This window comes from Gluconobacter roseus NBRC 3990, assembly GCF_006538885.1.
GTDB classification, from domain to species: Bacteria; Pseudomonadota; Alphaproteobacteria; order Acetobacterales; family Acetobacteraceae; genus Gluconobacter; species Gluconobacter roseus.
The window spans coordinates 1-24480 of the sequence record NZ_BJLY01000003.1; the positions used below are offsets into that span (position 1 = coordinate 1).

26 protein-coding genes and 1 tRNA gene are annotated in these 24480 nt (G+C 60.3%); 11 read left to right on the plus strand and 16 right to left on the minus strand.

What is annotated here, in order from left to right:
- Positions 1 to 72 precede the first annotated feature (72 nt).
- Genes GRO01_RS07485 through GRO01_RS07495 form a run of 3 tightly spaced genes read right to left on the minus strand, consistent with a single transcriptional unit; the run spans position 73 to position 2191 of the window.
- The gene (locus GRO01_RS07485) at positions 73 to 1041 is read right to left on the minus strand and encodes an NAD-dependent epimerase/dehydratase family protein (RefSeq protein ID WP_062507027.1); all 969 of its coding nucleotides are present in this window, start codon (positions 1039 to 1041) and stop codon (positions 73 to 75) included.
- A 7-nt stretch (positions 1042 to 1048) separates the two neighbouring features.
- A complete protein-coding gene (locus GRO01_RS07490; protein ID WP_174787418.1) occupies positions 1049 to 1525 on the minus strand; it encodes a DUF192 domain-containing protein in 477 nt (158 codons plus the stop codon).
- A 15-nt stretch (positions 1526 to 1540) separates the two neighbouring features.
- A complete protein-coding gene (locus tag GRO01_RS07495; RefSeq protein ID WP_231490016.1) occupies positions 1541 to 2191 on the minus strand; it encodes an MBL fold metallo-hydrolase in 651 nt (216 codons plus the stop codon).
- 150 nt (positions 2192 to 2341) lie between these two features.
- On the opposite strand from GRO01_RS07495, the gene GRO01_RS07500 reads away from it, so the two are divergent.
- Both GRO01_RS07500 and GRO01_RS07505 read left to right on the plus strand, forming a co-directional pair.
- Positions 2342 to 2692, plus strand: coding sequence for a RidA family protein (locus GRO01_RS07500; RefSeq protein WP_011252711.1), 351 nt, complete (start codon positions 2342 to 2344; stop codon positions 2690 to 2692).
- Positions 2693 to 2864: 172 nt separating this feature from the next.
- Positions 2865 to 3581 carry a CHAP domain-containing protein gene (locus GRO01_RS07505; RefSeq protein WP_062507031.1) on the plus strand — a complete coding sequence of 239 codons (717 nt, stop codon included), beginning with the start codon at positions 2865 to 2867 and terminating at the stop codon, positions 3579 to 3581.
- 20 nt (positions 3582 to 3601) lie between these two features.
- Here the strand turns inward: GRO01_RS07505 and GRO01_RS07510 are convergent, their stop codons facing one another.
- The 7 genes from GRO01_RS07510 to GRO01_RS07540 all read right to left on the minus strand — a co-directional run bounded on the left by GRO01_RS07510 (position 3602) and on the right by GRO01_RS07540 (position 8996).
- Positions 3602 to 4060 (minus strand): 23S rRNA (pseudouridine(1915)-N(3))-methyltransferase RlmH, encoded by a 459-nt coding sequence (locus GRO01_RS07510; protein ID WP_041111584.1) that lies wholly within the window; start codon positions 4058 to 4060, stop codon positions 3602 to 3604.
- Positions 4061 to 4513 carry a ribosome silencing factor gene (gene rsfS, locus GRO01_RS07515; protein ID WP_024717179.1) on the minus strand — a complete coding sequence of 151 codons (453 nt, stop codon included), beginning with the start codon at positions 4511 to 4513 and terminating at the stop codon, positions 4061 to 4063. It abuts the gene before it with no gap.
- Between the two features lie 98 nt (positions 4514 to 4611).
- On the minus strand, positions 4612 to 5199 hold the full coding sequence (locus GRO01_RS07520; protein WP_041111583.1) for a nicotinate-nucleotide adenylyltransferase: 588 nt from the start codon (positions 5197 to 5199) through the stop codon (positions 4612 to 4614).
- A gap of 32 nt (positions 5200 to 5231) precedes the next feature.
- Positions 5232 to 6488: a glutamate-5-semialdehyde dehydrogenase gene (locus tag GRO01_RS07525; protein ID WP_083541182.1), complete on the minus strand. Its 1257-nt coding sequence runs from the start codon at positions 6486 to 6488 to the stop codon at positions 5232 to 5234.
- Positions 6481 to 7575: a redox-regulated ATPase YchF gene (gene ychF, locus GRO01_RS07530; RefSeq protein ID WP_041111581.1), complete on the minus strand. Its 1095-nt coding sequence runs from the start codon at positions 7573 to 7575 to the stop codon at positions 6481 to 6483. The genes GRO01_RS07525 and ychF overlap by 8 nt, the downstream gene beginning before the upstream one ends.
- A gap of 191 nt (positions 7576 to 7766) precedes the next feature.
- On the minus strand, positions 7767 to 8336 hold the full coding sequence (pth, locus tag GRO01_RS07535; protein WP_062507035.1) for an aminoacyl-tRNA hydrolase: 570 nt from the start codon (positions 8334 to 8336) through the stop codon (positions 7767 to 7769).
- Positions 8337 to 8339: 3 nt separating this feature from the next.
- Entirely contained in the window at positions 8340 to 8996 is a 657-nt protein-coding gene (locus GRO01_RS07540) for a 50S ribosomal protein L25/general stress protein Ctc (protein WP_062507038.1), read from the minus strand.
- Between the two features lie 185 nt (positions 8997 to 9181).
- Here GRO01_RS07540 and GRO01_RS07545 point away from each other — a divergent pair, with 185 nt between their 5' ends.
- The gene (locus GRO01_RS07545) at positions 9182 to 10513 is read left to right on the plus strand and encodes an MFS transporter (RefSeq protein ID WP_062507041.1); all 1332 of its coding nucleotides are present in this window, start codon (positions 9182 to 9184) and stop codon (positions 10511 to 10513) included.
- A gap of 18 nt (positions 10514 to 10531) precedes the next feature.
- On the opposite strand, the gene GRO01_RS07550 is transcribed toward GRO01_RS07545, so the two are convergent.
- Entirely contained in the window at positions 10532 to 11407 is an 876-nt protein-coding gene (locus GRO01_RS07550; protein ID WP_062507043.1) for an SDR family oxidoreductase, read from the minus strand.
- A 211-nt stretch (positions 11408 to 11618) separates the two neighbouring features.
- On the opposite strand from GRO01_RS07550, the gene GRO01_RS07555 reads away from it, so the two are divergent.
- Together GRO01_RS07555 and GRO01_RS07560 are read left to right on the plus strand one after the other, a co-directional pair.
- Positions 11619 to 13724, plus strand: coding sequence for a catalase (locus GRO01_RS07555; protein ID WP_062507045.1), 2106 nt, complete (start codon positions 11619 to 11621; stop codon positions 13722 to 13724).
- A gap of 129 nt (positions 13725 to 13853) precedes the next feature.
- A complete protein-coding gene (locus tag GRO01_RS07560; RefSeq protein ID WP_197032590.1) occupies positions 13854 to 15017 on the plus strand; it encodes an acyltransferase family protein in 1164 nt (387 codons plus the stop codon).
- Here GRO01_RS07560 and pgeF read toward each other — a convergent pair.
- From pgeF to rfaD, 3 genes are read right to left on the minus strand one after another with little or no spacing between them, the layout of a single operon-like run.
- Positions 14987 to 15754, minus strand: a complete 768-nt coding sequence (pgeF, locus tag GRO01_RS07565; protein ID WP_062507049.1) for a peptidoglycan editing factor PgeF — start codon at positions 15752 to 15754, stop codon at positions 14987 to 14989. The genes GRO01_RS07560 and pgeF overlap by 31 nt on opposite strands.
- Positions 15747 to 16568, minus strand: a complete 822-nt coding sequence (gene lgt, locus GRO01_RS07570) for a prolipoprotein diacylglyceryl transferase (RefSeq protein ID WP_011252694.1) — start codon at positions 16566 to 16568, stop codon at positions 15747 to 15749. Before lgt ends, pgeF begins: the two co-directional genes overlap by 8 nt.
- 11 nt (positions 16569 to 16579) lie before the next feature.
- Positions 16580 to 17560 carry an ADP-glyceromanno-heptose 6-epimerase gene (gene rfaD, locus GRO01_RS07575; protein ID WP_062507051.1) on the minus strand — a complete coding sequence of 327 codons (981 nt, stop codon included), beginning with the start codon at positions 17558 to 17560 and terminating at the stop codon, positions 16580 to 16582.
- Between the two features lie 81 nt (positions 17561 to 17641).
- Between rfaD and GRO01_RS07580 the strand changes: the two genes are divergently transcribed.
- The 5 genes from GRO01_RS07580 to GRO01_RS07600 all read left to right on the plus strand — a co-directional run bounded on the left by GRO01_RS07580 (position 17642) and on the right by GRO01_RS07600 (position 20357).
- Positions 17642 to 17932, plus strand: coding sequence for an accessory factor UbiK family protein (locus GRO01_RS07580; RefSeq protein WP_011252692.1), 291 nt, complete (start codon positions 17642 to 17644; stop codon positions 17930 to 17932).
- Between the two features lie 177 nt (positions 17933 to 18109).
- Positions 18110 to 18616 (plus strand): type III secretion system chaperone family protein, encoded by a 507-nt coding sequence (locus GRO01_RS07585; RefSeq protein ID WP_062500804.1) that lies wholly within the window; start codon positions 18110 to 18112, stop codon positions 18614 to 18616.
- A 2-nt stretch (positions 18617 to 18618) separates the two neighbouring features.
- Positions 18619 to 19440 carry a pyrroline-5-carboxylate reductase gene (gene proC / locus GRO01_RS07590; RefSeq protein WP_062507053.1) on the plus strand — a complete coding sequence of 274 codons (822 nt, stop codon included), beginning with the start codon at positions 18619 to 18621 and terminating at the stop codon, positions 19438 to 19440.
- Positions 19441 to 19520: 80 nt separating this feature from the next.
- Complete coding sequence (locus GRO01_RS07595; RefSeq protein WP_062507055.1) at positions 19521 to 20210, plus strand: hypothetical protein; 690 nt, start codon at positions 19521 to 19523, stop codon at positions 20208 to 20210.
- A 72-nt stretch (positions 20211 to 20282) separates the two neighbouring features.
- A tRNA-Gln gene (locus GRO01_RS07600) sits at positions 20283 to 20357 on the plus strand.
- An 8-nt stretch (positions 20358 to 20365) separates the two neighbouring features.
- Here GRO01_RS07600 and GRO01_RS07605 read toward each other — a convergent pair.
- Positions 20366 to 20635, minus strand: a complete 270-nt coding sequence (locus tag GRO01_RS07605; protein WP_062507058.1) for an HU family DNA-binding protein — start codon at positions 20633 to 20635, stop codon at positions 20366 to 20368.
- A 178-nt stretch (positions 20636 to 20813) separates the two neighbouring features.
- On the opposite strand from GRO01_RS07605, the gene GRO01_RS07610 reads away from it, so the two are divergent.
- On the plus strand, positions 20814 to 21704 hold the full coding sequence (locus tag GRO01_RS07610; RefSeq protein ID WP_062507063.1) for a rhamnan synthesis F family protein: 891 nt from the start codon (positions 20814 to 20816) through the stop codon (positions 21702 to 21704).
- On the opposite strand, the gene GRO01_RS07615 is transcribed toward GRO01_RS07610, so the two are convergent.
- Positions 21701 to 24376 (minus strand): glycosyltransferase, encoded by a 2676-nt coding sequence (locus GRO01_RS07615; protein ID WP_083541184.1) that lies wholly within the window; start codon positions 24374 to 24376, stop codon positions 21701 to 21703. The genes GRO01_RS07610 and GRO01_RS07615 overlap by 4 nt on opposite strands.
- Positions 24377 to 24480 lie beyond the last annotated feature (104 nt).

Below are 24480 nucleotides of genomic sequence, written 5' to 3' on the forward strand. Positions count from 1 at the left end.
CGCGTCGGTGAACGGGCTTATACGGGGAGCTCGGAGGGGGGTCAACAGGAAAATTGCATTTTTGTGAAAAAATCAGATTCCGTAGAACTTTCTGAACCAGAGGCAGAACTCTTTCATGCCGTCTTCAAAGGAAACTTCGGGCTCCCAGCCGCAGAGTTCCTTTATGTTTTCCAGAGAAGCCCAGGTCGATTCCATATCGGCCACCGGCCGGGGCCGACATTCCACAACGGCTTTCTGGTCCAGATTGCGCTCCAGCAGCTCGATCATCCGGACAACCTTTTCAGGTTTATCCCCTCCAAGATTCAGCACGCGGGACGTTCCTGCTTCGGGAGGCCGCCCCAGAACCTTCAGCACGCCTCTGACGATATCATCGATATAGGTAAAATCCCGGGACAGGTTCTTTCCATCATAGAGCGTGACCGGACGGCCTTCGGAAATCGCTTTGGCAAATCCGTAATACGCCATGTCGGGTCGGCCCCATGGACCATACACCGTAAAGAACCGCAGACCGGTCTGCGGGATGCCATACAGATAGGCGTAGGACTCCGATGTCAGTTCCGCCGCTCTTTTGGTCACTGCATAGAGGGAGCTGGGCTGGTCTACCCGATCCGTTTCACGGAAAGGCGTGCTCCTGTTGCGTCCATAGACAGACGACGATGACGCATAGACGACATGGGTCAGATTTTTCAGATGTCGGCATGCTTCGAGGAGCGCGACCTGTCCCATGACGTTGGATGTCACATAGGAATAGGGATCTACCATCGAATGGCGGACACCGGCCTGCGCTGCGAGATGAACGACTGCTTCCAGATCGGGATGCGATTCAGTCAGGCTAAGCATGGCCTGATGGTCCGCCACGTCCAGCTTCTGGAAACTGAACGACGGATAAGGTTCAAGCTGCTTTAGTCGCGCTGCTTTCAGGGCCGGGTCGTAATAGTCGTTGAGACTATCGACCCCGATGACATTCATACCCTGCTTGAGAAGGGCTTCAGCAACATGAAACCCGATAAATCCGGCAACCCCGGTGACCAGAACTTTCACAGGGGCATCAGTGCTTCAGCGCGGGACTGGTTACGACATCGCCCACGCGGATTCCCAGCTTGGCCGTGACCCCGCCTGCCAGTTCAAGCGTATTGGCAACCACGCCATCACTCCGAAGGATTGCTTCGCTCAGGGGAACGGCATTTTCCGCAATGGCGTGGATATGGTTGGTTGAATCGATAAAGACGATGTCCAGCGGCACAAGGGTATTGCGCATCCACATGTCCGACACCTGAGGGGTTGGCCACATGAACAGCATCCCTTCGTTTTCAGGCAGATGCTTGCGGAACATTTCCCCGACTTCCTGCTGTCGGTACGTCTTGGCCAACTCCACCGTAAACGCGTGCTTCTGACCGTCACGCGTGGTGATGGTCAGACTCTCTGTTGGCAAACGGGCCTGCGCCTGCGTAATTGCCTCTTCCGCTCTGGCAATGCCGGCACTCATTCCAAGCGCCGCCACCAGCGCACAGCATAAAACTCGCATGATATGACTTTCAGGTCAGGAAATCAGGAAAGGATTGGTCCGACGTTCTTCCCCAATGGTCGTCGGCATTCCATGCCCACACAGAACGACAGTCTCATCGGGCAGGAACAGAAGATGTTTGCGGATTCCGTCGATAAGGGCCCGTGAATCACCGTAGGCGAAATCCGTCCGGCCGACAGTTCCCCGGAACAATGTGTCCCCGGCCATGACGCGACGGTTATCATGGTCGATAAAGACAACATGTCCGGGTGTGTGACCGGGCACATGAGCCACGTGCAGATCCTGCCCCAACAGATGCAGGACTTCGCCGTCTTCCACGAAGCGGTCAGGCGTGACGTTGTCCATGCCTGTCAGGCCGAAGGCAGCAGCCTGCTTCGTGATGCTCTGCAGCAGGAAATCATCCCGTCGATCAGGGCCTATGACCGGTACCGTCTGATCCTGACGGGCTTCGAGAGCTTTCTTCAGGGCGGCCGCTCCGCCTGCATGATCCAGATGACCATGCGTCAGAAGGATGGCCTCTACGGTCTGTCCATCCAGATGCTGGAGAATATCCTCAACATCGCCTCCCGGATCGACCACAACGGCACGGTTCTCATCATTGGAGAGAATGGTGCAGTTCTGCCGCAGGGGCGTTACCGGCACCCGCTTTGCATACAAAGGAGTCACAACTCCCCCTTCCAGACGGTCCGTTATGATGTGGCGATACAGGGTCAGCCCCTGCGGGACAAGTCAGGTACGGGATTGATAGCGCAGATCATTGACCCTCCGTCACAGGACGGTCACTCTCCCCTTTTCCCACCCAGACGAGGTATCATCATGAGCCGTATCATCCGCACAGAACCCAACGCCATTCTTTCCAAGGCCGTCGAGTATCATGGCTTCATTTTCACGCAGGGCGTTGTTGCAGCTGATCTGTCCAAGGGAATCGAAGAACAGACCAAGAGCGTTCTCGACCAGCTCGACGAAATTCTTGAAGTGCACGGCACCGACAAGACCCGCATCCTTCAGGCCCAGATCTGGGTGAAAGATATTGCAGATCGCACGGCTCTGAACACGGTCTGGTCTGCCTGGCTTCCGGAAAACATGGCGCCTGCACGTGCCTGCGTTCAGGCCGTCATGGCAGACCCGAAGATTCTCGTGGAAATCATGCTCACGACCACGAAGTGATCTGAATCAGCCAATTATGGCGAGATTGCAGCAGAGTGTGGTGTCAAAAAGATTTTCTCTGGAAATGAAAATTTAACCCACAGGCTTGCATTCTGCTCTTGTCAGGGTTGCAGGAAGGTTGTTACCTCCCTGTAACCCGAACAACACACAACCAATCAGGATCCTAAAGATCGTGAAGCATAAAAGTTGCCGGAAAACCTTTTTCTCTGCTCTGGCGCTCTCCGCGATCGCATTCTTTTCGGGACAAGCTCAGGCCCGTCACAGTTCGGGTCATCATGGACGGGTGGCATTCCACGGCCATCGTTCCAGCAGCCATCGCCACTCTTATGCTCACGTCATCCAATGCGTCGCCTACGCCAAGACGGCTTCAGAAGTCGTTCTGCACGGCAATGCGCGTGACTGGTGGTACAATGCCGCCGGCGTTTATGCCCGCGGATCCGCCCCGCAGGCCGGTTCGGTCCTGAATTTCCGGGCCATCCGCCGTATGCCGCTCGGCCATGTCGCCGTGGTCCGTTCGGTGGAAGACAGCCGCACAATCTATATCGACCAGTCCCACTGGGCTTCCAACGGCATCGCACATAACGTGCGCGTCGTTGACGTTTCGCCCAACAATGACTGGAGCGCGGTCCGCGTCGCTCTCAACGATCGCAGCGGCCGCCTTGGCAGCATCTATCCGACCTACGGTTTCATCTATCCCCATTCCGACAATGGCGATCGCAATCCGGCCCCGCATGTCGTGATGGCACGCGCTTCGAACGTCTCAGGTTTCCGTCACCGCGCCGTCCTGAACGGCTCTGACGCTCTGAGCCATCCGATGAGCAGCACAGAAGTCGCCGAAGCTCCGGACGATGCCTTCACTTCGGACGCTCCCGACCGTTCGATTCGCTGATAAGGCCTGACGACCGGGCTTCAGTCCGGTCGTGATTCCCTGTGATAGGGATGACCGGTATTGATGGCCTGAGCCCGGAACACCTGCTCGGCGATCAGAACCCTGACCAGCATGTGCGGCCAGGTCAGTTTCCCCAGAGAAATCACGGAATCGGCCCGCTGGATCACGCTTGAATCCAGCCCTTCCGCGCCACCGATCAGAAAATGAATGGGGCGCCCGGATTCCTGCCAGCGGGACAGCATCTCCGCCAGCCGCAGGCTGTCCGGTGTCTTGCCACCCTCATCCAGCGCCACGATCAGGGCATTGTCAGGACAGGCCCCCAGAAGAGCCGCAGCATCCTTGCGCTTCTGCTCCTGGACGCTGCCTTTTGACGGCGCGAGTTCCGTCACCGTCAAAGCGGGCCTGATCCGGCCCGCATAACGCTCGAACAGTTCGCGCTCCGGCCCGGCTTTGAGCCGGCCGATTGCGACCAGTTTCATTCAGTCCTGCTCTTCATCCTGCCCGACAGCAACTTCGTCTTCGCTGCCATCCAGATCGGTGCCCCACATGCGCTCAAGCCCATAAAGCTCACGGCTTTCCGGCTTGAAGAGATGCACAACAACATCGCCGGCATCGATCAGGACCCAGTCGCTGCCATTCGCGCCTTCGATCAGAATGCGCTTGATGCCGATCTCATTGAGCTTCTTCTCAATATGATGCGCCATCGCGGAAATCTGGCGATCGGCAAGACCGGTTGCAATGACCATGCGATCAGCAAAATTCGCGCGGCCGACCAGGTCCAGCACAACGATGTCTTCACCCTTGTCTTCATCCAGACTCGTGGTGATGACCGTCAGCATGCTGGTCAGAAGATCCGGCTGCACGGCTTCGCGCTTGACGGCCGTTTTCTTCGGTCCGGCAACTGCGGCCTTCTTGCGAGCCGTTCCCGGCACCTTGGCAGCCTCGGCCAGTGCCGCATCGGGGGAGCTGGTTTTCCGGCGCACAGGCTTTTTGGCCTGCGATTCGGGAGAGGTCGTCTTGGTGATGATTTTTACTCCTGATCGGAATCCGGACGAAACTGGCCGGACTCACGCAACGCTGTAGCCGATATATCGTTCTGCGGCGCAGAAAGGAACGTCCATGCGTTGCCTTTTCGCTCCGCAAGCATGGGAGATTCGCGCGAAGGCCGTCTCTGATGCCGCAAAACAGAAGCCGCGGCCCCCCGCAGGGCTGGCGAAACACTGCCCGGACGCGGGAGCACAGCAATGGGAACCATCGCAGCCAACCGCCGCCAGCGCTTCCAGTGCGAAAGCTGCGCCAGCCCGTCCGCACCCATCAGCCAGACGAAACGCACATGCGGGAAGCGCTGTTTCAGCAATCCGACCGTTTTTACGGTGAAGCGCTGCCCAAGCCGCGATTCGATATCCGTTGCAACGATTCGCCGTCCGTCTGCAATCCGCTCCGCAGAAGCAAGACGCACCCTGAACGGTGCCATGCCTTTACTCGGCTTGAGCGGATTCCCGGGTGAGACCATGAGCCACACCTGATCCAGACGCAAAGCCCGCAAGGCCCGCCGCGCCAGCATGAGATGACCCGCATGCGCCGGATTGAAAGACCCGCCCAGCAGACCGATCCGCATATTTCGGCCATCACCAGACGTCGGGATACTGATCAGCCCCGCACCTGCCCGGTGCCGATCACTTCGTACCGGTAGCATGTCAGCTGCTCGAGCCCCACCGGCCCCCGGGCATGCATCCGCCCCGTCGCAATGCCGATTTCCGCACCGAATCCGAACTCCCCACCGTCACAGAACTGCGTGGACGCATTCCACATCACCACCGCACTGTCCGTCCCGTTGAGGAACTCCGCCGCGGCTTCAGGATCTTCGGCGATAATGGCCTCGGTATGCGAACTTCCATGCCGCGCGATGTGAGCCAGAGCATCTTCAACCCCGTCCACCACGGCAACCGAGAGCACGGCGTCCAGCCATTCCGTGTTGAAATCATCGTCCGAGGCTGCCGCAAGCGTCGGCACAATCGCACGCGCCCGATCATCTGCCCGGAACGTACATCCCTTCGCGGCAAGATCCTGAACCAGCAGCGGCAACAGCGTCGGCGCAATCGCCGCATCGATCAGCAGCGTCTCCGTCGCACCACAGATCCCGGTCCGACGCATCTTCGCATCCAGCAGCACTTTCCGGGCCATGGCCGGATCGGCACTCGCATGGATGTAAGTATGATTCAGACCGTCCGCATGCGCCAGAACCGGCACCCGGGCCTCACGCTGCACGCGCTCCACAAGGGACTTGCCGCCGCGTGGAATGATCAGGTCGATCTTTCCCGAAGCCTGCAGCATCGCTCCGACCAGAGCCCGGTCGGCAGATGGCAGGATCTGCACACAGGCCTCATCCAGGCCGGCTGCGCGCAATCCGTCTTCCATCGCCGCCTGAATGGCACGCGCCGAATGCAGGCTTTCCCCACCACCACGCAGAATCACCGCATTGCCGGACTTGATGCACAGCGCCGCGGCATCAGCCCCAACATTGGGGCGGCTTTCGTAGATCATGCCGATCACGCCAAGCGGCGTCGCGACCCGGCGGAAATGCAGCCCGTTCGGCCGGTCCCATTCCGCCAGAACACGCCCGACCGGATCCGGCAGACCCGCCACGTCTTCCAGACCGCGCGCCATCGCCTCAACCCGCTCCGGCGTCAGCGTCAGACGGTCCCGGAACGCCGCGTTCCGGTCTTCGGAAAGCACGGCCAGATCCTTCTGGTTGGCGGCCACGATCTCGTCCGACCGGGCCCTCAGCGCTTTCGCAGCTTCGGACAGGGCCTGATTGCGCGTTTCCGCACTTGCCCGTGCCAGACTCCGGCTGACCCGGCGAGCACGCTCCGCCAGACCGTCCAGAATGTGCCCTGCCTCAGACATTGAACCGGAACAGCAGGACGTCACCATCCTGCACCACATATTCCTTGCCTTCGATCCGCAGCTTTCCGGCTTCCTTCGCCCCGGCCTCACCATTACAGGCGACGTAATCGTCGAAGGCCACGGTTTCGCAGGCAATGAACCCGCGCTCGAAGTCGTTATGAATGACGGCGGCGGCCTGCGGTGCCTTGGTCCCGGCCGTAATCGTCCAGGCGCGGGATTCCTTCGGTCCGACCGTGAAATACGTCCGCAGGCCCAGCAGCTTGTAGCCAGCCGCAATGACGCGATCCAGCCCGCTATCCGTCAGACCCAGACCTTCAAGAAATTCGGTCCGGTCTTCCTGCGGCAGCTGGCTGACTTCCGCCTCAATGGCAGCCGACACCACGACAACGCCCGCGCCCTCGGCTTCGGCCCGCTTGCGCACCGCTTCCGAAAAGGCGTTTCCGGTCGCGGCAGAACCTTCCTCGACATTGCAGACATACAGAACCGGCTTTGTCGTCAGAAGCTGAAGACGGGAGGCCTCGGCTTCCTGTCCCTTCGGAACAGCCGTCCGGGCCGGCTTGCCGTCACGCAGAGCGGCCAGCAGCGGCTCCATCAGTTCAAGCTGGGCCTGAGCCTCACGATCATTGCCACGGGCCCGCTTCTGCAGGCCGACCTGGCGCTTCTCCAAGCTCTCCAGATCCGCAAGCATCAGTTCCGTTTCGATGATATCCGCATCCCGAACCGGATCGACCCCACCTTCGACATGCGTGATATCGTCATCCTCGAAGCAGCGCAGGACGTGCACGATGGCATCGACTTCACGGATATTGGCCAGGAACTGGTTGCCCAGGCCTTCGCCCTTGGACGCCCCACGGACCAGACCAGCAATATCCACGAATTCAAGGCTGGTCGGCACTTTACGGATGGACTTGCCGATCCGTGCCAGCTCATCCAGTCGTGGGTCCGGAACAGCCACACGGCCCGTATTCGGCTCGATGGTGCAGAACGGGTAATTCGCAGCCTGCGCAGCCGCCGTTTCCGTCAGGGCATTGAACAGCGTGGACTTGCCGACATTGGGCAGACCAACGATGCCGCAATTGAAACCCATTCGTGCTCTCCATCATCATTGAAGACCGTCCAGACGCGAACGATCCGTTCCAGAAAATTCCGTTGCCCTGTGTTCGCAGAAACCGAAGAGGCTCACAACCACCTCCCGCCGCGAAACAGACTTTTCAGTCCACGATTCCTGCGTGATCCTGCAAGCTTTCTTGTTGAGGAGCGATTGCAGCCGCAGCCCCGTCAGGCTGCCAGAAGAGCGACTTTCGTCATGAAGGCTTCGTGTTCTTTTTTGGCCAGAAGAGGCGCGGCATCGGCGATGGCCTCAAGCCAGCGCTCGAGCTCCGGCTCTTCCGCCTTGGCGAAATTGCCCAGCACATGGCCGGTTACGCGATCCTTGTGTCCCGGATGGCCGATCCCCATGCGCGCACGCCAGTAATCCGGCCCCGGCAGACATTTATCCATGGAGCGCAGACCATTATGCCCGGCCGCCCCACCGCCACGCTTGATGCGCAGCTTGCCGAAGGCAAGGTCGAGTTCGTCGTGGAATACGGTGATATCGTCCTGCGCGATCTTGAAGAACTGCGCGGCCTGCTGAACGCTGTCGCCTGACCGGTTCATATACGTCATCGGCTTGAGGAGCAGGATCTTCTCCCCCCCGATGACGCCTTCGGAGGTTTCCCCCCGGAAACGCTTGCGCCACGGTGAGAAACCGTGGCGCCTGGCGATCTCGTCGACCGCCATGAAGCCGATATTGTGTCGATGACGGCTCATCCCCGGCTCGGGGTTGCCGAGACCGGTCCAGAGCCTCATGACTTACTTCTTCTTTGCGCCGGGCTTTGCAGCGGCTTCAGCTTCAGCAGCGGCCTTGGCAGCAGCTTCGGCTTCCATTTCGGCATCGATCGTCGGTGCAGCGATGGAGGCGATGACCATGTCAGCAGCCTGGCCACTGCCCAGAACAACGCCTTCGGTGCCCTTGAGGTCCGTCCAGCGCACGTTCTCGTGGATGTCCAGGCCGCTCAGATCTGCCGTGAAGTGCTCCGGAATGTTGGCCGGATCAGCCTGCACGTCGATGTAGTGACGGACGACGTTCAGAACGCCACCGCGCTTGATGCCCGGGGACTTCTCTTCGCCAACGAAAGCGATGGAGACTTCGACGTGAACCTTCGTGCCAGCGGCAACGCGCTGGAAGTCCACATGGATCGGGGCGTCGGAAACCGGGTGCAGCTGCACGTCACGGATCAGGGCAGCAACCGGCTCTGCGCCTTCGGCTGCCAGGTTGTACACGCGGGAGGACCAGCCACCGCGATGCAGTTCCTTCATGATCACGCGCGGATCAAGTGCGATGATGGAGGGTTCCTGCTTGCCACCGTAGATCACGGCCGGCACGAGGCCCTCACGTCTCGTTGCGCGCGCTGCCCCCTTACCAGCCTTCGCACGCGTCGAGACAGCAAGTGTCGTCAAATTAGCCACTGTTACGCTCCTGCGTATTGAATTTCGTTCAACACAGACCTCCAGGGGTGCCTGTGCGAGGCGCGGAGTAGCGGAAAACCGCCACCGGCACAACCATTTTCGGACTCTGCCCCTCTGGACCTGCCCGTCTGCGGACCGCTACGTTTGCGTTTCATTTCCACAGTTTCCGGCAGATCCCCTACCCGATGAGCATCGCCGCCCGCATCGAACGCCTGCCCTTTACCCGCTTTCACTGGAAACTCCTGTTCCTCGGCGGTCTTGGCTACACGTTTGACGGTCTCGATTCCGCGATCGTGGCTTTTGCGCTCCCGATGCTGAAAAACCAGTGGCATCTGAGTGGTCCGGCGCTTGGGCTGCTCGGCAGCGCGACCTATCTAGGCTATGGGCTGGGTTCTCTGCTGGCTGGATGGTGGGGCGACCGTTCCGGACGGCGCCGGGTCATGATGAGTGCGCTGGCCATCTATGCCATCGGCTCCCTGCTTTCAGCCGGATCGGCCTCGTTTGCAGGATTTTTCTTCTGCCGCCTGTTATCCGGAATCGGCGCGGGTGCGGAAGCCACCATCATTGCGCCCTATCTCAGCGAATTCGTCGCTGCCCGTTATCGTGGCGCTTTCACAGCCGCCCTCACCGGTTTCTATTCCTTCGGCTATGTCACGGCGGCCGTTCTCGGCTTCGTGCTGGTTCCAGCTCTGGCTGATGGCTGGCGCTGGGCGCTGGCTCTGACGGGTTTTCCGGTCCTGATGCTTCTGTGGTGGCGCCGCGCCCTTCCTGAATCCCCCCGCTGGCTGGACGAACGGGGACGGACCGCCGAAGCCTGCCGCATCGTTGGCGACATCGAGGAAAGCGCAGGCCTTGCCGTCGGCCTCACCACCACGACCGACCGTGGCGCGCCGAGCATCCGTCCGGTCCGGGATCTCTTCGCTCCCAATCTGCGCCGTTCCACCTTCATGAGCTGGGCCATGTGGCTGGCCATCACCTTCAGCTTCTACGCGTTCTTCACTTGGATCCCGACCCTGATGATCGAGCGTGGCATGACCGTCACCCGCAGCTTCGGCTACGCCATTTCGATCTATTTTGCCCAGCTTCCGGGTTATGCCTGTTCCGCGTTGCTCACCGAGCGTTTGGGCCGACGGGCCACTGTCGCCCTTTTCATGGTCGCCGGGGCCATCAGCGCCATTGGCATGGCCGCCAGCCAGACCCCCGTGGAAGTTCTGATCTTCGGCATCCTGCTGTCGTTCTTCATGAACGGCACCTATGGCGGCATTTATGCCTACACACCCGAACTCTTTCCAACGTCCCTGCGCGCCCGCGGCATGGGTCTCGCCTCTGCCATCGCACGTCTGGGCGCCATCGCATCGCCCGTCCTGATCGGCTGGCTGTATCCGCTTGCCGGTTTCCCCGGCGTTTTCGGCCTCACGACCCTGATCCTGCTGTCAGGCGCCACTGTCACGCTCGTCTTCGGCCCCAGAACAGAAAAACGCCCGCTCGATGACGAGCAGGCGCTGGCACGGTCTTAAACCCTTAGGCGCGAGCCTTCAGATCATCGGCACGCCGCCATTGACTGCCAGAAGCGCGCCCGTAGTGTAGCTGTTCATCGGATCGGCAAAATAAACATAGGCCCCCGCCAGCTCAGCCGGTTGTCCTGGACGGCCCAGCGGCACATCCGAGCCCAGATGCTCCTGCTCTTCCTCGGGCATGCCGGTTGCAATGAACGGCGTCCAGATCGGACCCGGCATCACGGCATTAACCCGGATTCCTCGCCCGGCGAGCTGCTGCGCCATGCTGGACGTGAAATTCGCAATCGCCGCCTTCGTCATGGAATACGGCACTAGCAGTTCCGGCGCTGTCTTCAGATTGACCGAAGACGTGTTGATGATAGAGGCGCCAGCCTGAAGATGCGGCAGAGCCGCCTTCGTCAGATGGAACAGCGCATCCGTATTCGTCGCGAAATGGCGCTTCCATTCGTCGTCGGAAATTTCTTCCAGCTTTGCGCGTGCCTTCTGGAAGGCTGCATTGTTCACCAGTACGTCAAGACGACCGAACGTCTCGACAGTCTTGCTGATCATCTCGCGGCAATGCGCCCCATCACGGATGTCTCCCGGCAGCAGCAAACAGTTCTGCCCCTCGGCCTTGATCTGTTCGCCGATATCGCGTGCATCATCCGCTTCCGTTTCCAGATACGAAATCGCGACATCCGCGCCTTCACGGGCAAACGCCAGTGCGACCGCACGTCCAATTCCGGAATCACCACCGGTAATGAGTGCTGCAAGCCCCTCAAGTTTTCCCGAGCCCTTGTAGGTTTCCTCCCCGTAATCGGGTTTCGGATGCATCTTTTCCGAAAGGCCGGGGAATTTCTGCGTCTGCCCCCTGAAAGGCGGGCGCGGATACCGGGTGCGAGGATCAGCAGGCATGAAAAAGCTCCTCAGGTCGTCAAAGGACAGAGTCCAGCCTTAACGGTGCGTCTTCTTCCCCGGTTCAGAAATTTTCCCGGATTTATTTCCGGAACATTTGCGTCCGGGCACACTTTCTATGGGCACGGCTTTCCAGCGGGAAAGACACTTCCTCACCAGACTTTCCGGCCATTTGCATGTCCGGAACCCAAACGGCAGAGGCGCATTTCAGATGAGCACGGAAAAACGCACGACCGTCACCATCGGTGACCAGACTTTCGAACGGGGCCCGCAGGGCGCTACCCATCAGGTGGCCAAAGGCGATACACCGACCCTGACCACCCAGCAGGGCGTGGCCGCCTCCGACGACCAGAACACCGAGAAGGCTGGTGCACGCGGTCCAGCACTTCTGGAAGACTTCCACTTCCGTGAGAAGATCTTTCATTTCGATCACGAGCGCATCCCTGAGCGTGTCGTCCATGCCCGTGGCTATGGTGCCCATGGCTTTTTCGAACTGACGGATTCGCTGGCCGATTACACGACGGCCAGTGTGCTGGGCAAAATCGGCAAGCGCGTTCCCGCCTTCGTCCGCTTCTCGACCGTCGCCGGTGGTCGCGGCTCTTTCGACGTGGCCCGCGACGTGCGCGGTTTTGCCGTGAAGCTCTATACCGAAGAAGGAAACTGGGACCTTGTTGGCAACAACATTCCCGTTTTCTTCATCCAGGATGCCATCAAGTTCCCGGACATGGTCCATGCCGTAAAGGAAGAGCCCGACAGCGGCTTCCCGCAGGCCCAGTCCGCCCATGACAATTTCTGGGACTTTGCATCGCTCTCTCCCGAGACCGTCCACATGCTCATGTGGATCATGTCCGACCGCGCCATTCCGCGCTCCTTCCGCTTTATGGAAGGCTTCGGCGTTCACACGTTCCGCCTCGTCAATACCGAGGGCAAATCCACCTATGTGAAGTTCCACTGGAAGCCCAAGCAGGGTCTGCAGTCCGTTGTGTGGAACGAAGCCGTCAAGATCAACGGCGCCGATCCGGACTTCCATCGCCGCGACCTATGGGAATCTATCAATTCCGGCGACTTCCCGGAATGGGAACTCGGCGTGCAGCTCTTCGATGACGACTTCGCTGACAAATTCGATTTCGACATCCTGGACGCCACCAAGCTGATCCCGGAAGAACTCGTCCCCGTCCGTCGCATCGGTCGTCTGGTGCTGAACCGCACGGTGGACAACTTCTTCGCCGAAACCGAGCAGGTCGCGTTCTGTACCCAGAACGTTGTCCCCGGCATTGCCTTCACAAACGATCCACTTCTGCAGGGCCGGAACTTCTCGTATCTGGATACCCAGACCAAGCGCCTCGGTGGTCCGAACTTCACGCATATCCCCATAAACGCGCCGAAATGCCCGTTCCACAACTTCCAGCAGGACGGCCATATGGCCATGCACAACCCGAAAGGTCGTGCAAACTATGAGCCCAACTCCTGGGGCATGGGACCGCGTGAAAACCCGCAGACCGGCTACAAGCCCTATGCCGAGGAAGTGAACGGCCGGAAGACCCGTGAGCGTGGCGAACTGTTTGCCGATCACTACAGTCAGGCCCGCCAGTTCTACACGAGCCAGACCCCGACCGAGCAGACGCATATCAAGAACGCCTTCGTCTTCGAACTCAGCAAGTGCCTCACACCGGCCATTCGTGCCCGCGTCGTCGCCCATCTGCTGAACGTCGATGAAAAGCTCGCCAAGGGCGTGGCTGAAGGTCTGCGTCTGGAAAAGATGCCGGTTCCTGCCCCGGCTGCCCGCACACCGCTGACGGATCTGCCGGCTTCGGACCCGCTCAGCATCCTCAAGAACGGCCCCAAAACTTTCAAGGGACGCAAGCTGGGTGTGCTCGTCACTGATGGCACGGATGCGGACCTGCTCGCAGCCTTGATGAAAGCTGCGGAAGCCGAAGGCACGATCGTCGAACTGGTCGCTCCGGCGGTTGGTGGCGTGAAAACGACGGATGGCAAGCTCGTTCCGGCTGGTCAGAAGATCGTTGGCGCACCCTCGGTCCTGTATGATGCGGTTGTACTGCTCCCGTCCGCAGCAGGGGCAAAGCTCCTGACCGGCGAAGCCACCGCAAGGGATTTCGTGGCCGACGCCTTCGCCCATGCAAAGTTCATCGGTTACGGCCCGGACGCCAAGCCCCTTCTCGCCAAGGGTGGCATCACGCCGGAAGACATGGATGACGGCATCATCCCGCTTGAGGCGCCCAGCGACCTCAAGACCTTCATCACCCTGTGCCGCAAACTGCGCTTCTGGGACCGGGAAGCCAGAACCCACGCTGTCTGAGACAGAACAGGGGCCGGAGACATTCTCCGGCCCTTTTTTGTATCTGCCCCTCCCCACGCCATATTCCGAACGGAATCATGCCTGACTTCCATTACAGAAGCGTTCCGCTTTTGCAGGATGGGATTCAGGATGCAGACAACATCAGGCGCACAGCGCAATCCGGGGATCGACCTGCTCAGAGGATTATCCATTATCCTCGTCGTCATCCATCACCTCGCCCTGCGCATCCCCCTGATGCAGACCGGCCTCTCGGCCGTTTTTCCCACCATGCTGCTGAAAGCCCTGAACTGGGATGGCGGCAAAGGCGTGAAGATCTTCTTCGTCATTTCAGGCTTCCTGATCACCGATCACACACTACGACGATGGGGCAGTCTGGGCGGCATCAACGCCATCGCCTTCTCAATGCGCCGGGCCTGCCGCATCCTGCCATGCCTGCTGGTCCTGCTCGGGATTCTGGCCGTTCTCAACCTCGCAGGCGCGCCTGATTTCCTTTTCTATCACAACAGCCAGACCCTGCCCGGCGCCATCTTCGCAGCGCTGTTCATGCATCTGAACCTCTACGAAGCCCGGACGAACTATCTTCCCCCCAACTGGGATGTGCTGTGGTCCCTCTCGGTCGAGGAACTGTTCTACGCGGCCTTCCCGATCCTCTGCCTGCTGGGCGGACGCGTTCCCAAACTGCCCGGCCTCGTTTTCGCGCTGCTTGCCCTGTCCAGCCCTTTCGCGGAATGGCAGATCCGGAATGCATCGGACATCTGGCAGGATGAAGCCTACGGACCTGGCATTTCCGCCATCGCCATGGGCGTCTGCGCAGCCCTTCTGGCGCACCGGATGACCCCACCCCTCTTTGCAAGACTCACACCGTGGCTCGGCTGGGCCGGAAGTCTCGGCGTCGGTCTCTATCTGATCGACGGCCATGTCGTATGGCTGACCCTCGGCTACGCAACACCGCTGTTCTTAACAGCCTCATGCGCTGCCCTGCTTCTCGCTTTCTACAACGGATGGGGCAAGGCAACCGGAAGCCGGTTTCTGGCATGGCCCCGCCAGTGGGGCCGGCTGAGCTATGAAATCTATCTCAGCCACATGTTCGTCGTCATACCGATGGTCCATCTGTTCAGAGCCACCGGAGAAAACTGGACGTTCGGCTGGGTATGGTTCATCCTAACCCTTGGCCTGTCCTTCTGCCTCGGTGCCCTCGTGGACCGCTTTCTCTCACGCCCCGCCGATCGCTGGCTGCTCGAAAAATCCGGCCTGCGCCGTCCTCAGCCCAGCGGACGGATCGCTGAGATCTGATGACCAATATGCCCACCACCCGCGAGCGTCCGCCGCCGATGGCTGAAAAACCGAGGGTCCGTCAGCGTATCCACACCAAGGATCTGCACGGTCCGAACCCCAGCCTGCTCCAGGCGGAAGCCGCAATAACCCGGCAGATCAAACAGGAAATGTCCCTCACGCGGCGCTGAACGAAAGAAATTCTCACCCGCTGCGCTCTGAGCCAGAACAGCATCCCGCATATCCGGACCGACTTCATAGCTCTCTGGCGCAATGCACGGCCCGACAACAGCACTGATCCCCGTAGCCCCCAGCGTCACCATCTGCGCAACTACGGATTCCAGAATTCCACCTACAGCTCCGCGCCAACCCGCATGGGCCGCCCCGACAATCCGTCCGTCCTCGGACGACAGCAGCACAGGCCCGCAATCCGCCGTAATGACCCCCACACCGATCTCCGGCCGGTCCGTCACCAAGGCATCACCCGCCTGCCCGGTTCCAGCCACCCAGAGCGGCGTTTCAGCCGTCACAGGCACGGTGATATCACTATGCGTCTGTTTCAGACCCAGCAGATGATCCGGCGCCACCCCGATCGCCTGCGCCACCCGCGCCCGGTTCTCCGCCACATTCGCCGGATCGTCCTGCGAGGACAGCGAACAGTTCAGGCTGTCATAGGGCGCTGGCGAGACGCCCCCGAGCCGGGTGAAGAATCCATGCGGAACCTTGAGAACCGATCCTGTCAGCACGGCCTCAGACATGCGCCGACACCTGAGCCGGACGACGCATCGCGTAAACCATGAGTCCCATCCCCGCGAGCGCCATCGGAATACACAGCAACTGCCCCATCGTCGTCCCACCCGAGAGGAACCCGATATTCGCATCCGGCTGACGGAAGAACTCGCAGAAACTCCGGGCACAGGCATAGCCGAACAGGAACAGCCCCGACAGAAACCCGAACCGCTCTCGAACCTGCGGACGGCTGGCCGCAAACAGCATCACGCACAGAAGCAGGACACCTTCGGTCAGGGCCTCGTAAAGCTCGGAAGGATGCCGCGGAATCGGCCCACCCGTCGGGAAAATCATTGCCCAGGGCAGATCCGGAGACGCCGGACGCCCCCACAGCTCACCGTTCACGAAATTCGCACAGCGCCCCAGGCCAAGCCCGATCGGCACAACCGGCACGATGCGGTCTGCAAACGCCAGAAAGCTGAGCCGCGTCTTCCAGCTGAAATAGGCCAGCGCCAGAATGACGCCCAACGCCCCGCCATGGAACGACATCCCACCATCCCAGGTCTTGAAGATCTCCAGCGGGTGCGACAGGTAATCCATCGGCCGGTAAAACAGCACATAGCCCAGCCGTCCCCCCAGCAGCACGCCGAGAATGGCATAGAACAGGAAGTCATCCACCTGCTCGTTCGTCGCCACTTCCGGCGCCAGACGGTTCAGCCGCCGCGCAATCGGCAGCGCGATGATGAACGACACCATATAGGCAAGCGCATACCAGCGCACCGCCAGCGGACCGATATGGAAGGCAACCGGGTCAAAATCCGGAAAGATCAGGGGATGGCTCAAGGAATCGGTTCTCAGAGATTGGGGTGAGGCTGGGAAAGATACTCGCGCACATACTGCCCGATACCGCCTTCAAGAGACGTAAACGGCGCATCATATCCCGCAGCGCGAAGGCGGCTCATATCCGCACAGGTGAAGGACTGGTACTGCCCGCGCAGTTTCTCGGGCATGTCCACGAACTCCACATCCCGCGCCCGCTTCGCCGCGTCGCAGACCGCATGCGCGAGATCGAGATAGCTCCGTGCCACGCCGGTTCCGCAGTTGAACAGACCGCTGACCTCCGGATGGTCGAACAGCCACAGCATGACGTTCACCACATCCCCGACCCAGATGAAGTCCCGCTTCTGCTGCCCGTCAGCCAGACCAGGCACATCCGAGCGGAACAGCTTTGCGGCATGGCCCTGCACGACCTCGTCATACTTGACCTTCACCACAGAGATCATCGATCCCTTGTGATACTCGTTCGGCCCGTAGACGTTGAAGAACTTGAGCCCGGCCCATTGCGGGGGCACTGGCGCACCGGCTTCGATTTCCCGCTTCACCCACAGATCAAAGGCCTGCTTGGACCAGCCATACAGGTTCAGCGGTCGCAGCCCGTCGATATTCTCCAGCCCGTCACGAAACATCTCCGGCCGGTCCGCGGCGCCATAGGTCGCGGCAGAGGAGGCGTAAATCATCCGCACGCCCCGTGCCGCACACCAGCGCCACAGCTTCTGCGACAGGTCCACATTGCTCGACCAGACCAGATCGCCATCCCGCGCTGTGGTGGCGCTGATCGCCCCCATGTGGAACACAGCTTCGACATCCGGCTCCGACGCGAGGAAACCCTCAAGCGCGTCAGGCGTGATGATGCGATCCGGCGCATGGGACGCCAGATTCCGCCACTTCACCCCGTCCCTGAGCCGGTCGACCACAACCGTCCGCAGGCCCCGGCGACGCAGGGCTGCATGAAGGCACGAACCAATGAATCCGGCCCCGCCGGTGACGATAATCATCCTTCCTGTATAGTCTGCCCCCGATAACGATCCAAGCGACGCGCCCGACATGACACGCCGCAGAACAGCAGGAACTTCATCATGGCTGACAGACCCCGCTTTTTCGACGACCTTGCAGGCCTTGCCGGCAACGCCTTTTCCGCAGTGACCGGCGCCCGCGAAGAGCTTCATGCCATCGTCCGCACCCGCGTGGACGAGATTCTCAACAGCCTCGACCTCGTCCGCCGTGACGAATTCGACGCCGTGCAGGAAATGGCCACCCGTGCCCGCATGGCACAGGACGCCACCGAACAGCGTCTGGCCGAAATCGAATCGCGTCTCTCCGCTGTCGAGGAACTCGCAACCGAAGAAAAAGGCGGTCCGCAGGGCTGATCTGCAACAGTCAAAGGCCCGGTGTGGATTTTGCAAAGCGTAACGCTTGCACACGGGGCAAAGGGTCCATAACGTGATTGATGCCGGGAGCGGATTTTCCACTTCCGGCCGCAGACATCTGGAGCGCCGCACCGGCGCCAGGCCGGTGCCAGGCTCCACGGCCTTGGGAGACCCGCCATGCCTGCCCTGAGCACCTCACTCACCACGGAAACAGAATCCCATCCGCTCGACCTGATGGAACAGGTCATGGGCCTCTATGAATGGGAGTTCGAACGTCTCGGCCCGTCCGAAATGGCCGCCCAGGCCCCCGGACAGTGGTGCGACTATTCGCTGTATTTCACATGGTCCGACGAACTCTCGGCCCTGCATCTCAACTGCATCCTGGACCTGCGCTCGCCTGCCAAGCGCCGTCCGGCCATTCATGAACTCGTTTCCCTGGCCAATAACCGCCTCTGGATCGGCCATTTCGCCGTCGATCCCGACACCGGCACCCCCTCTTACCGACATACGCTGCTGATGCGTGGCGTGCAGACCCTTCCCGGCGAAAGCATGGAAGACCTCGTGGACATTGCCATGTCCGAATGCGAGCGGTTCTATCCGGCGTTCCAGTTTGCACTCTGGGGCGGGAAATCGCCACAGGACGCCATAGACGCCGCCATGCTCGACTGCGCAGGAGACGCCTGACCGTGCCATCCGTCCCTTCGGTTCTTCTTGCAGGGTGCGGAAAGATGGGAGGCGCGCTGTTTGACGGCTGGCTCGCCTCCCCCACCCCGCCCCGGCTCGTCGTTCTCGACCGACACCGAACCTGCTCAGGCGACGCTGTCAGCGTCGTCCGTACGGCTGCCGAAATCCCCGCTGATTTCCAGCCTGACATCATCGTTCTTGCGGTCAAGCCAGCCGTAGCCGAGATCGTGATTGATGCGATCGGCAAAGCGCTTGGCGCCCGCATGAACAACGCCGCCATTCTTTCCGTCATGGCCGGTCGAACCTGCAAGTCTCTTGCAGACGCCGCCCGGCTGAACGGCGCGGATGTTCCGGTCCTCCGCGCCATGCCCAATACCCCTTCCGCCATCGGCGCCGGGATCAGCGGTCTTTATGCCTCGGACACGGCCACGGCAGAACAGAAGACCATCTGTCACGATCTGCTGTTTGCCGTCGGAGACGTCGTTCCGGTGGAGAAGGAAGCCGATCTGTCCGTCGTCACGGCCATTTCCGGTTCAGGCCCGGCCTATGTCTTCCTTCTGGCCGAACTTCTCGAAGAGGCTGGTCAGCAGCACGGCCTGTCCCCCACCGTTGCGCGCCGTCTGGCACGCGGGACGATCTACGGGGCCGGACGCATGCTTGATGATATGCCTGACAGCGCGGAAGACCTTCGCAAGGCCGTCACCAGTCCCAATGGCACCACAGCCGCAGCTCTGGCGGTCCTTATGAAATCCGATGCCTGGCCGGAGACTGTTCCAAAAGCTATTGACGCTGCGACAAAACGGGCCGACGAACTCGCAGGCTGACGGTTTCTTTATGGGAGAGAGCCTGTCGGCGAACGTCAATGCTCCCACCATAAACCAGTAGCTTTCGACAGGAGACCCGTATGGACGGACGGCAGGACCCCTTTGATTCGGACGATATGGCACTGAGCGGCCCGCCGGACATGGCGCAGGAAGTTTTCGACGCCGCCCTCCTCCAGTCTGCCCTGTCGCTTGCCGGAAGCGAGGGATGGCACCGCTTTTCCCTCGTGGATGCGGCCCGCGAAGCCGGGCTCCCCGTCGAGACCGTGCGCAAGCGCTATCCCGTCAAGGCGCTTCTCCTGCTCCAGCTGGGCCGTCTGGCCGATGCCAGCGCGCTACGTGACGACGGAGATGGCGGCACGCTGCGTGAATATCTCTTCGGCCTGATCATGCGCCGTTTCGATATTTTCCAGGAATATCGTGAAGGCGTCCGGGCCGTTCTGCAGGCCGTGCCCTACGATCCCGCCCTTGCCGCTTTTCTGGCCGGAACCACCCTTGATTCCATGAAGTGGCTGGCGGAAGCCGCAGGGATCGACTGCACGGGCTTTGGCGGCGTGATGCGCATTAATGCCCTGGCTGCAGTCTGGGCCCACGCTATGCGGGCCTGGGAAAAGGATGAAAGCCCCGACCTTGCTGCGACCATGGCGGCCCTCGATACCGCACTGGACCGTGCCGAGCGTTATGGGATTCTCAAACCTTCTGCCCGGCGGAAAATGAACGAGGCCCTGAACAATACCGGCCTGCCTGATCATGATCTGGAACTGGAATCCTGACTTCGGACTTTACGAAGGCCTCCGGTTCAGATTAGAAGGCCCAGAGCCTGCGCTTCTGAGAAGCGCAGCGATTGGGGTGTAGCCAAGCGGTAAGGCAGCGGATTTTGATTCCGCCATGCGGAGGTTCGAATCCTCCCACCCCAGCCATTTCTCCCTCAGACAGCCTGCTTCAGTCCCGGACTGGCCTTGAACCTCACGGTACGCCCGGCGGAAACTTCCACAGGTTCGCCTGTACGCGGATTGACCGCCTGACGCGCTTTGGTTTCACAGACCGTAAAAGTTCCGAAAGATGGCAGGGTGAAGCCGCCTTCTTCCCGCAGCTCCTCGATAATGGCCTCAATCATGTCATTGACGGCCCGCTGGGCAACGACCCCGGTGCAGTTCATCGAATCTTGAAGAACTGCGGCAAGAAAAGCTTTGCTCATGAATAAAACTCCGGATTTACTCAGTGCAGGTCGCATCTTGCCGGTACAAACTCCGCTAATGCGAACCGAAGGGTGGAGGATCTATCTCCTCGGAAAGCGTCTGTCTTTCCTATAGAACCACCCAGGAAACAACTGTATATCATAAATTTAACGTTTCTTTCTTAAAACAGGACGACCCGTGTCAGCTTCTGTCTGCCTATTTGCATATTACAGCACAGAAACGAAACTCCCTCACCACACACGTCATCTGCTCAGCCAGATCGCCTCATGCGGCTTTACGATTCACATCGCCGCCTCGGGCCTTTCGGAAGCTGCGGCCCAGTCCCTGAGAAACGATCTTGCAGAGGGCTCTGCCCCGGTTACTGTGACTGTCCATCCACGGCCCAATGCCGGGCTGGACTTCGGAGCATGGCAGTTCCTGCTTTCGCTGGGATGCACCGGGGACGCCGGCGAAATCCTGTTTGCCAATGACAGCGTTTTTGGCCCTCTCCTCCCGTTGCGCCCGATTGTGGAGCAGATGCGGGAGAAGGAGCTTCAGGTCTGGGGCATGGTCCGCTCGGAAGCCGTGGTGTCCCATCTGCAGTCCTGGTTCCTGTGCATGACCCGGGACGCTATGGACCATCCGGCGATCCAGCGCATTTTCAGCCAACCCTTCACCGAGATGAGCAAGGACGAAATCGTCCTGCACGGCGAGCTTGGCCTCGGACTGGCCATCACGGCCGCCGGTCTGTCCTCAGGAGCAGCCTGGAGCAATCCCCGTGGCCTTGCACGCCTGCTGGCCCTCAATCCCATGCATACCGACTGGCGCACGGTCCTGCGCTCCGGACATGCTCCCTTCATCAAGACCGAGCTTCTGCGCGATAACCCAAGCGGAATTGCCTCCACCCATCTGTGGAGACAGGAAATCCCGGATGCGACATTTTTCAATCCGGACTGGATTGCGGCCTATCTGGCTGCAACCCCTCCGCGCAGCCGCGCCAAACGCGCAGGCTTCCGGGCCAGAGTCGTGCAAGCCCTTGCCAGTGAAGACCGCCGACACGCCCTCATGGCCCTGCTTCTGGGCCGCTAGGTTTTCTGACCGCAGGCCTGTTTCAGGAACCGGTACAGTTCATCCGCCTGCGTCTGATATGTCGGCAGACAGTCCTTTCGGGGATTACTGTAACCGTCGAAACGCCCGGGCTCATCCAGAAGCGCAGAAACAGCCTCCGCCAGCGTCTGGGACTTTCCATCCAGCGGCAGACAGGTTCCATTCACGCCATTCACCACGTCTTCAGACTGTCCGCCCGGCGACGTCGTGACAACCCAGACATCCCGCGCCAGCGCCTCACGCACTGTCAGCCCGTAGCTTTCCTTCCATTGCGATGGAAAAAGCAGCACGTCGATCTGGTCATAGAAGTCGTCCAGTTCCGCCTGCGTATAAGCCGGTACAACCCGAAGCCGCCCACGGACCGACCAGTCTTCCGGAAAAATGGACTGAAAGCCGAGATTGAGCTTGTTATCAACCAGCACAAGCTCCCAATCGCTGCGCGATAGGGACTGCATGGCCTCTTTCAGCAGATCATATCCCTTGACGGCTTCGGTCCCCCCGACAAACCCGAACCGCAATGGCGACCCAACAGTCCGCGCCCGACGGGGACGCTCCGGCCAGCGGAATCCGTTCCGGTTGACCACGATACGGTCAGGAGAAATCCCATTGGCCAGATAGAGATCGCGATGTGCCCGTGACGGGCTGATAAGAAGTGCGGCGTCTGCCAACCCCTGATGCATTACAACAGCCCGATCCTGAAGATGTCGCGCACCCGGGACACAGGCCTGACAGACCGACAGGTCGATGGTTGTCTGGAAGCAGTAACGTCCATCCGCGCGGACCATGAACTGCCGTTCGCACAGCCACCAGGCATCATGAAGGGTCAGAACGTACGGGACCCCCTTCTCCTGACAGACCCGCAGAAGACCTGTTCCCAGCCCCTGTGCCGCATGAACATGCACCACGTCCGGCTGAAAGGCCTCCAGAACCTCGGTAAACCGGCAAGCCATCACTGGATTATCTAGCTGGCCCAGACCGCCCTGATCGTCCGGCAGGACGGAGGCAAAAACAGTCATGCCATCCACATTGTACCGGATGTCACCGTCGGGAAGATCCGCAACAGACGGTCGGGATGTCATGACGCCGACCTGCGCCCCTTTTTTAACCAGCTGGCGTCCCATTTCCTCAGCGATGATCGTGGCCCCGCCAAACGAACGGGGAGCGAAATAGACATTCGCCATCAGGATTTTCAGGGGCGGCTTTACCCTGTTAGTCGGAATGCCAAACAGGGCGCGCGCCTGGGTCTGTGCCATGGCCTGCGGAGCATACCGCGCCATCACATCCACATACGCCGCATCCGCCAGCCGCCTGCGATACGCACCGTCCCGCGCCAGGGACAGAAATCCGGTTCGCCATGCCTCTGCATCCGCCGCGAGAAGACCGTTTTCACCGTTACGCATGATGGTCAGGAAGGCGGCACAGGGAGAACAGATGGCAGCGACCCGCACCACAGCCGCTTCAAGAAACTTGATGTTGCTTTTGCAGTCGTTGAACAGCGTCCGTTCCAGCGGAGCAATCGCAATATCCGTCTGCGACAGGGCCCGCAGATAGTCCGGATATGACAGTTCTGTCAGACGTTCGACCCGGTCTCCGAAACGGCTGAAAGCCGAAGAGAGCTGCAACTGCCCAATCACCCTCAGACAAAGTCGCGGTTCCTCGGCCATGGCCGCCAGCAATCCCGCCTCGGCCTGTCTGAAATCGGCATCATGGGTATTCGTCCCGGACCCATAGGACACCCAGATGCGATCTGATCCTTCATGTCCGGGCAACGATGTGGCGATCCTGAGCGTCTCTGCATCCAGGGCATTCTCAAGAACGGTCACATCTGTCAGCCCTGCATTACGCATGGCATCTGCAAGAGCCTGCGTGGATGCGATCCCATGCCCGCAGGCCAGCATGCAGCGGCGGAAGAGCACCACACCAGACATCAGCAGATCACGTTCCGCTACAGGGAGCGTGTCGATGTTTCCGTTCTGCCGGTACTCATTCTCGTCAAAGATGAGATCGTCCACCTCCCAGCGCGGCGCCAGCTTCAGCCGATGAGCTTCAGCCACCAGCTTCAGAACATCATCAAAACCCGGGACGCGATAGAAGATGACATGGGTACAAAGCTGCAGGGCCGACATGGCTTCCGCGATGTCGCGCCAGTCCACGACCTGAACCGACCAGCCCAGCGCTTTTAAGAAATCCTGCTTCTGCCAGACGCGATATTTGGCACACTGCCGAAGACTGAGCTCGGCGATGATCAGGATCTTTGGCGCCAGTCCATCCGCAGCCGCGGGAACAGGTGCCCTGTAAGGATGCTCCTGACCCGTTTCATCCTTTATGCCCGACAGGCCAGAACGCGTCCGTCGCAACCGACGAAAACGGTGAATGACAGTCTTTTTGACGCCCGAGAGACCCTCCCGTCCCCAAAGCCGCAGGAAACGTTCCGGTAATTCGCGTACTGGTCGTCCCGAAAGAAGTTTGCCCAGCATCAGAGCCCGGACTGCTCGCAGAGGAACTGTCACACGCCAGGACAGAGATGTCTGGATCTGGGAAAGCTGGCGCAGAAGTTTCTGGTTTTCCTTCTGCAACTCCTCGGCTCTCAGGCCATGCAGCCGGGCCGCACTTCGGTAACTGTCTGTGAGGGTATCGCGCGGGTCATCCCGCATTCTGTCTGGCTTTCACAAGAATGAAAAAACTGAAGCAGAAACACGAAGGGCCGGACCCTTGCGGATCCGGCCCTCCTGAACAATTCAGGTTCTGTCAGAGACAG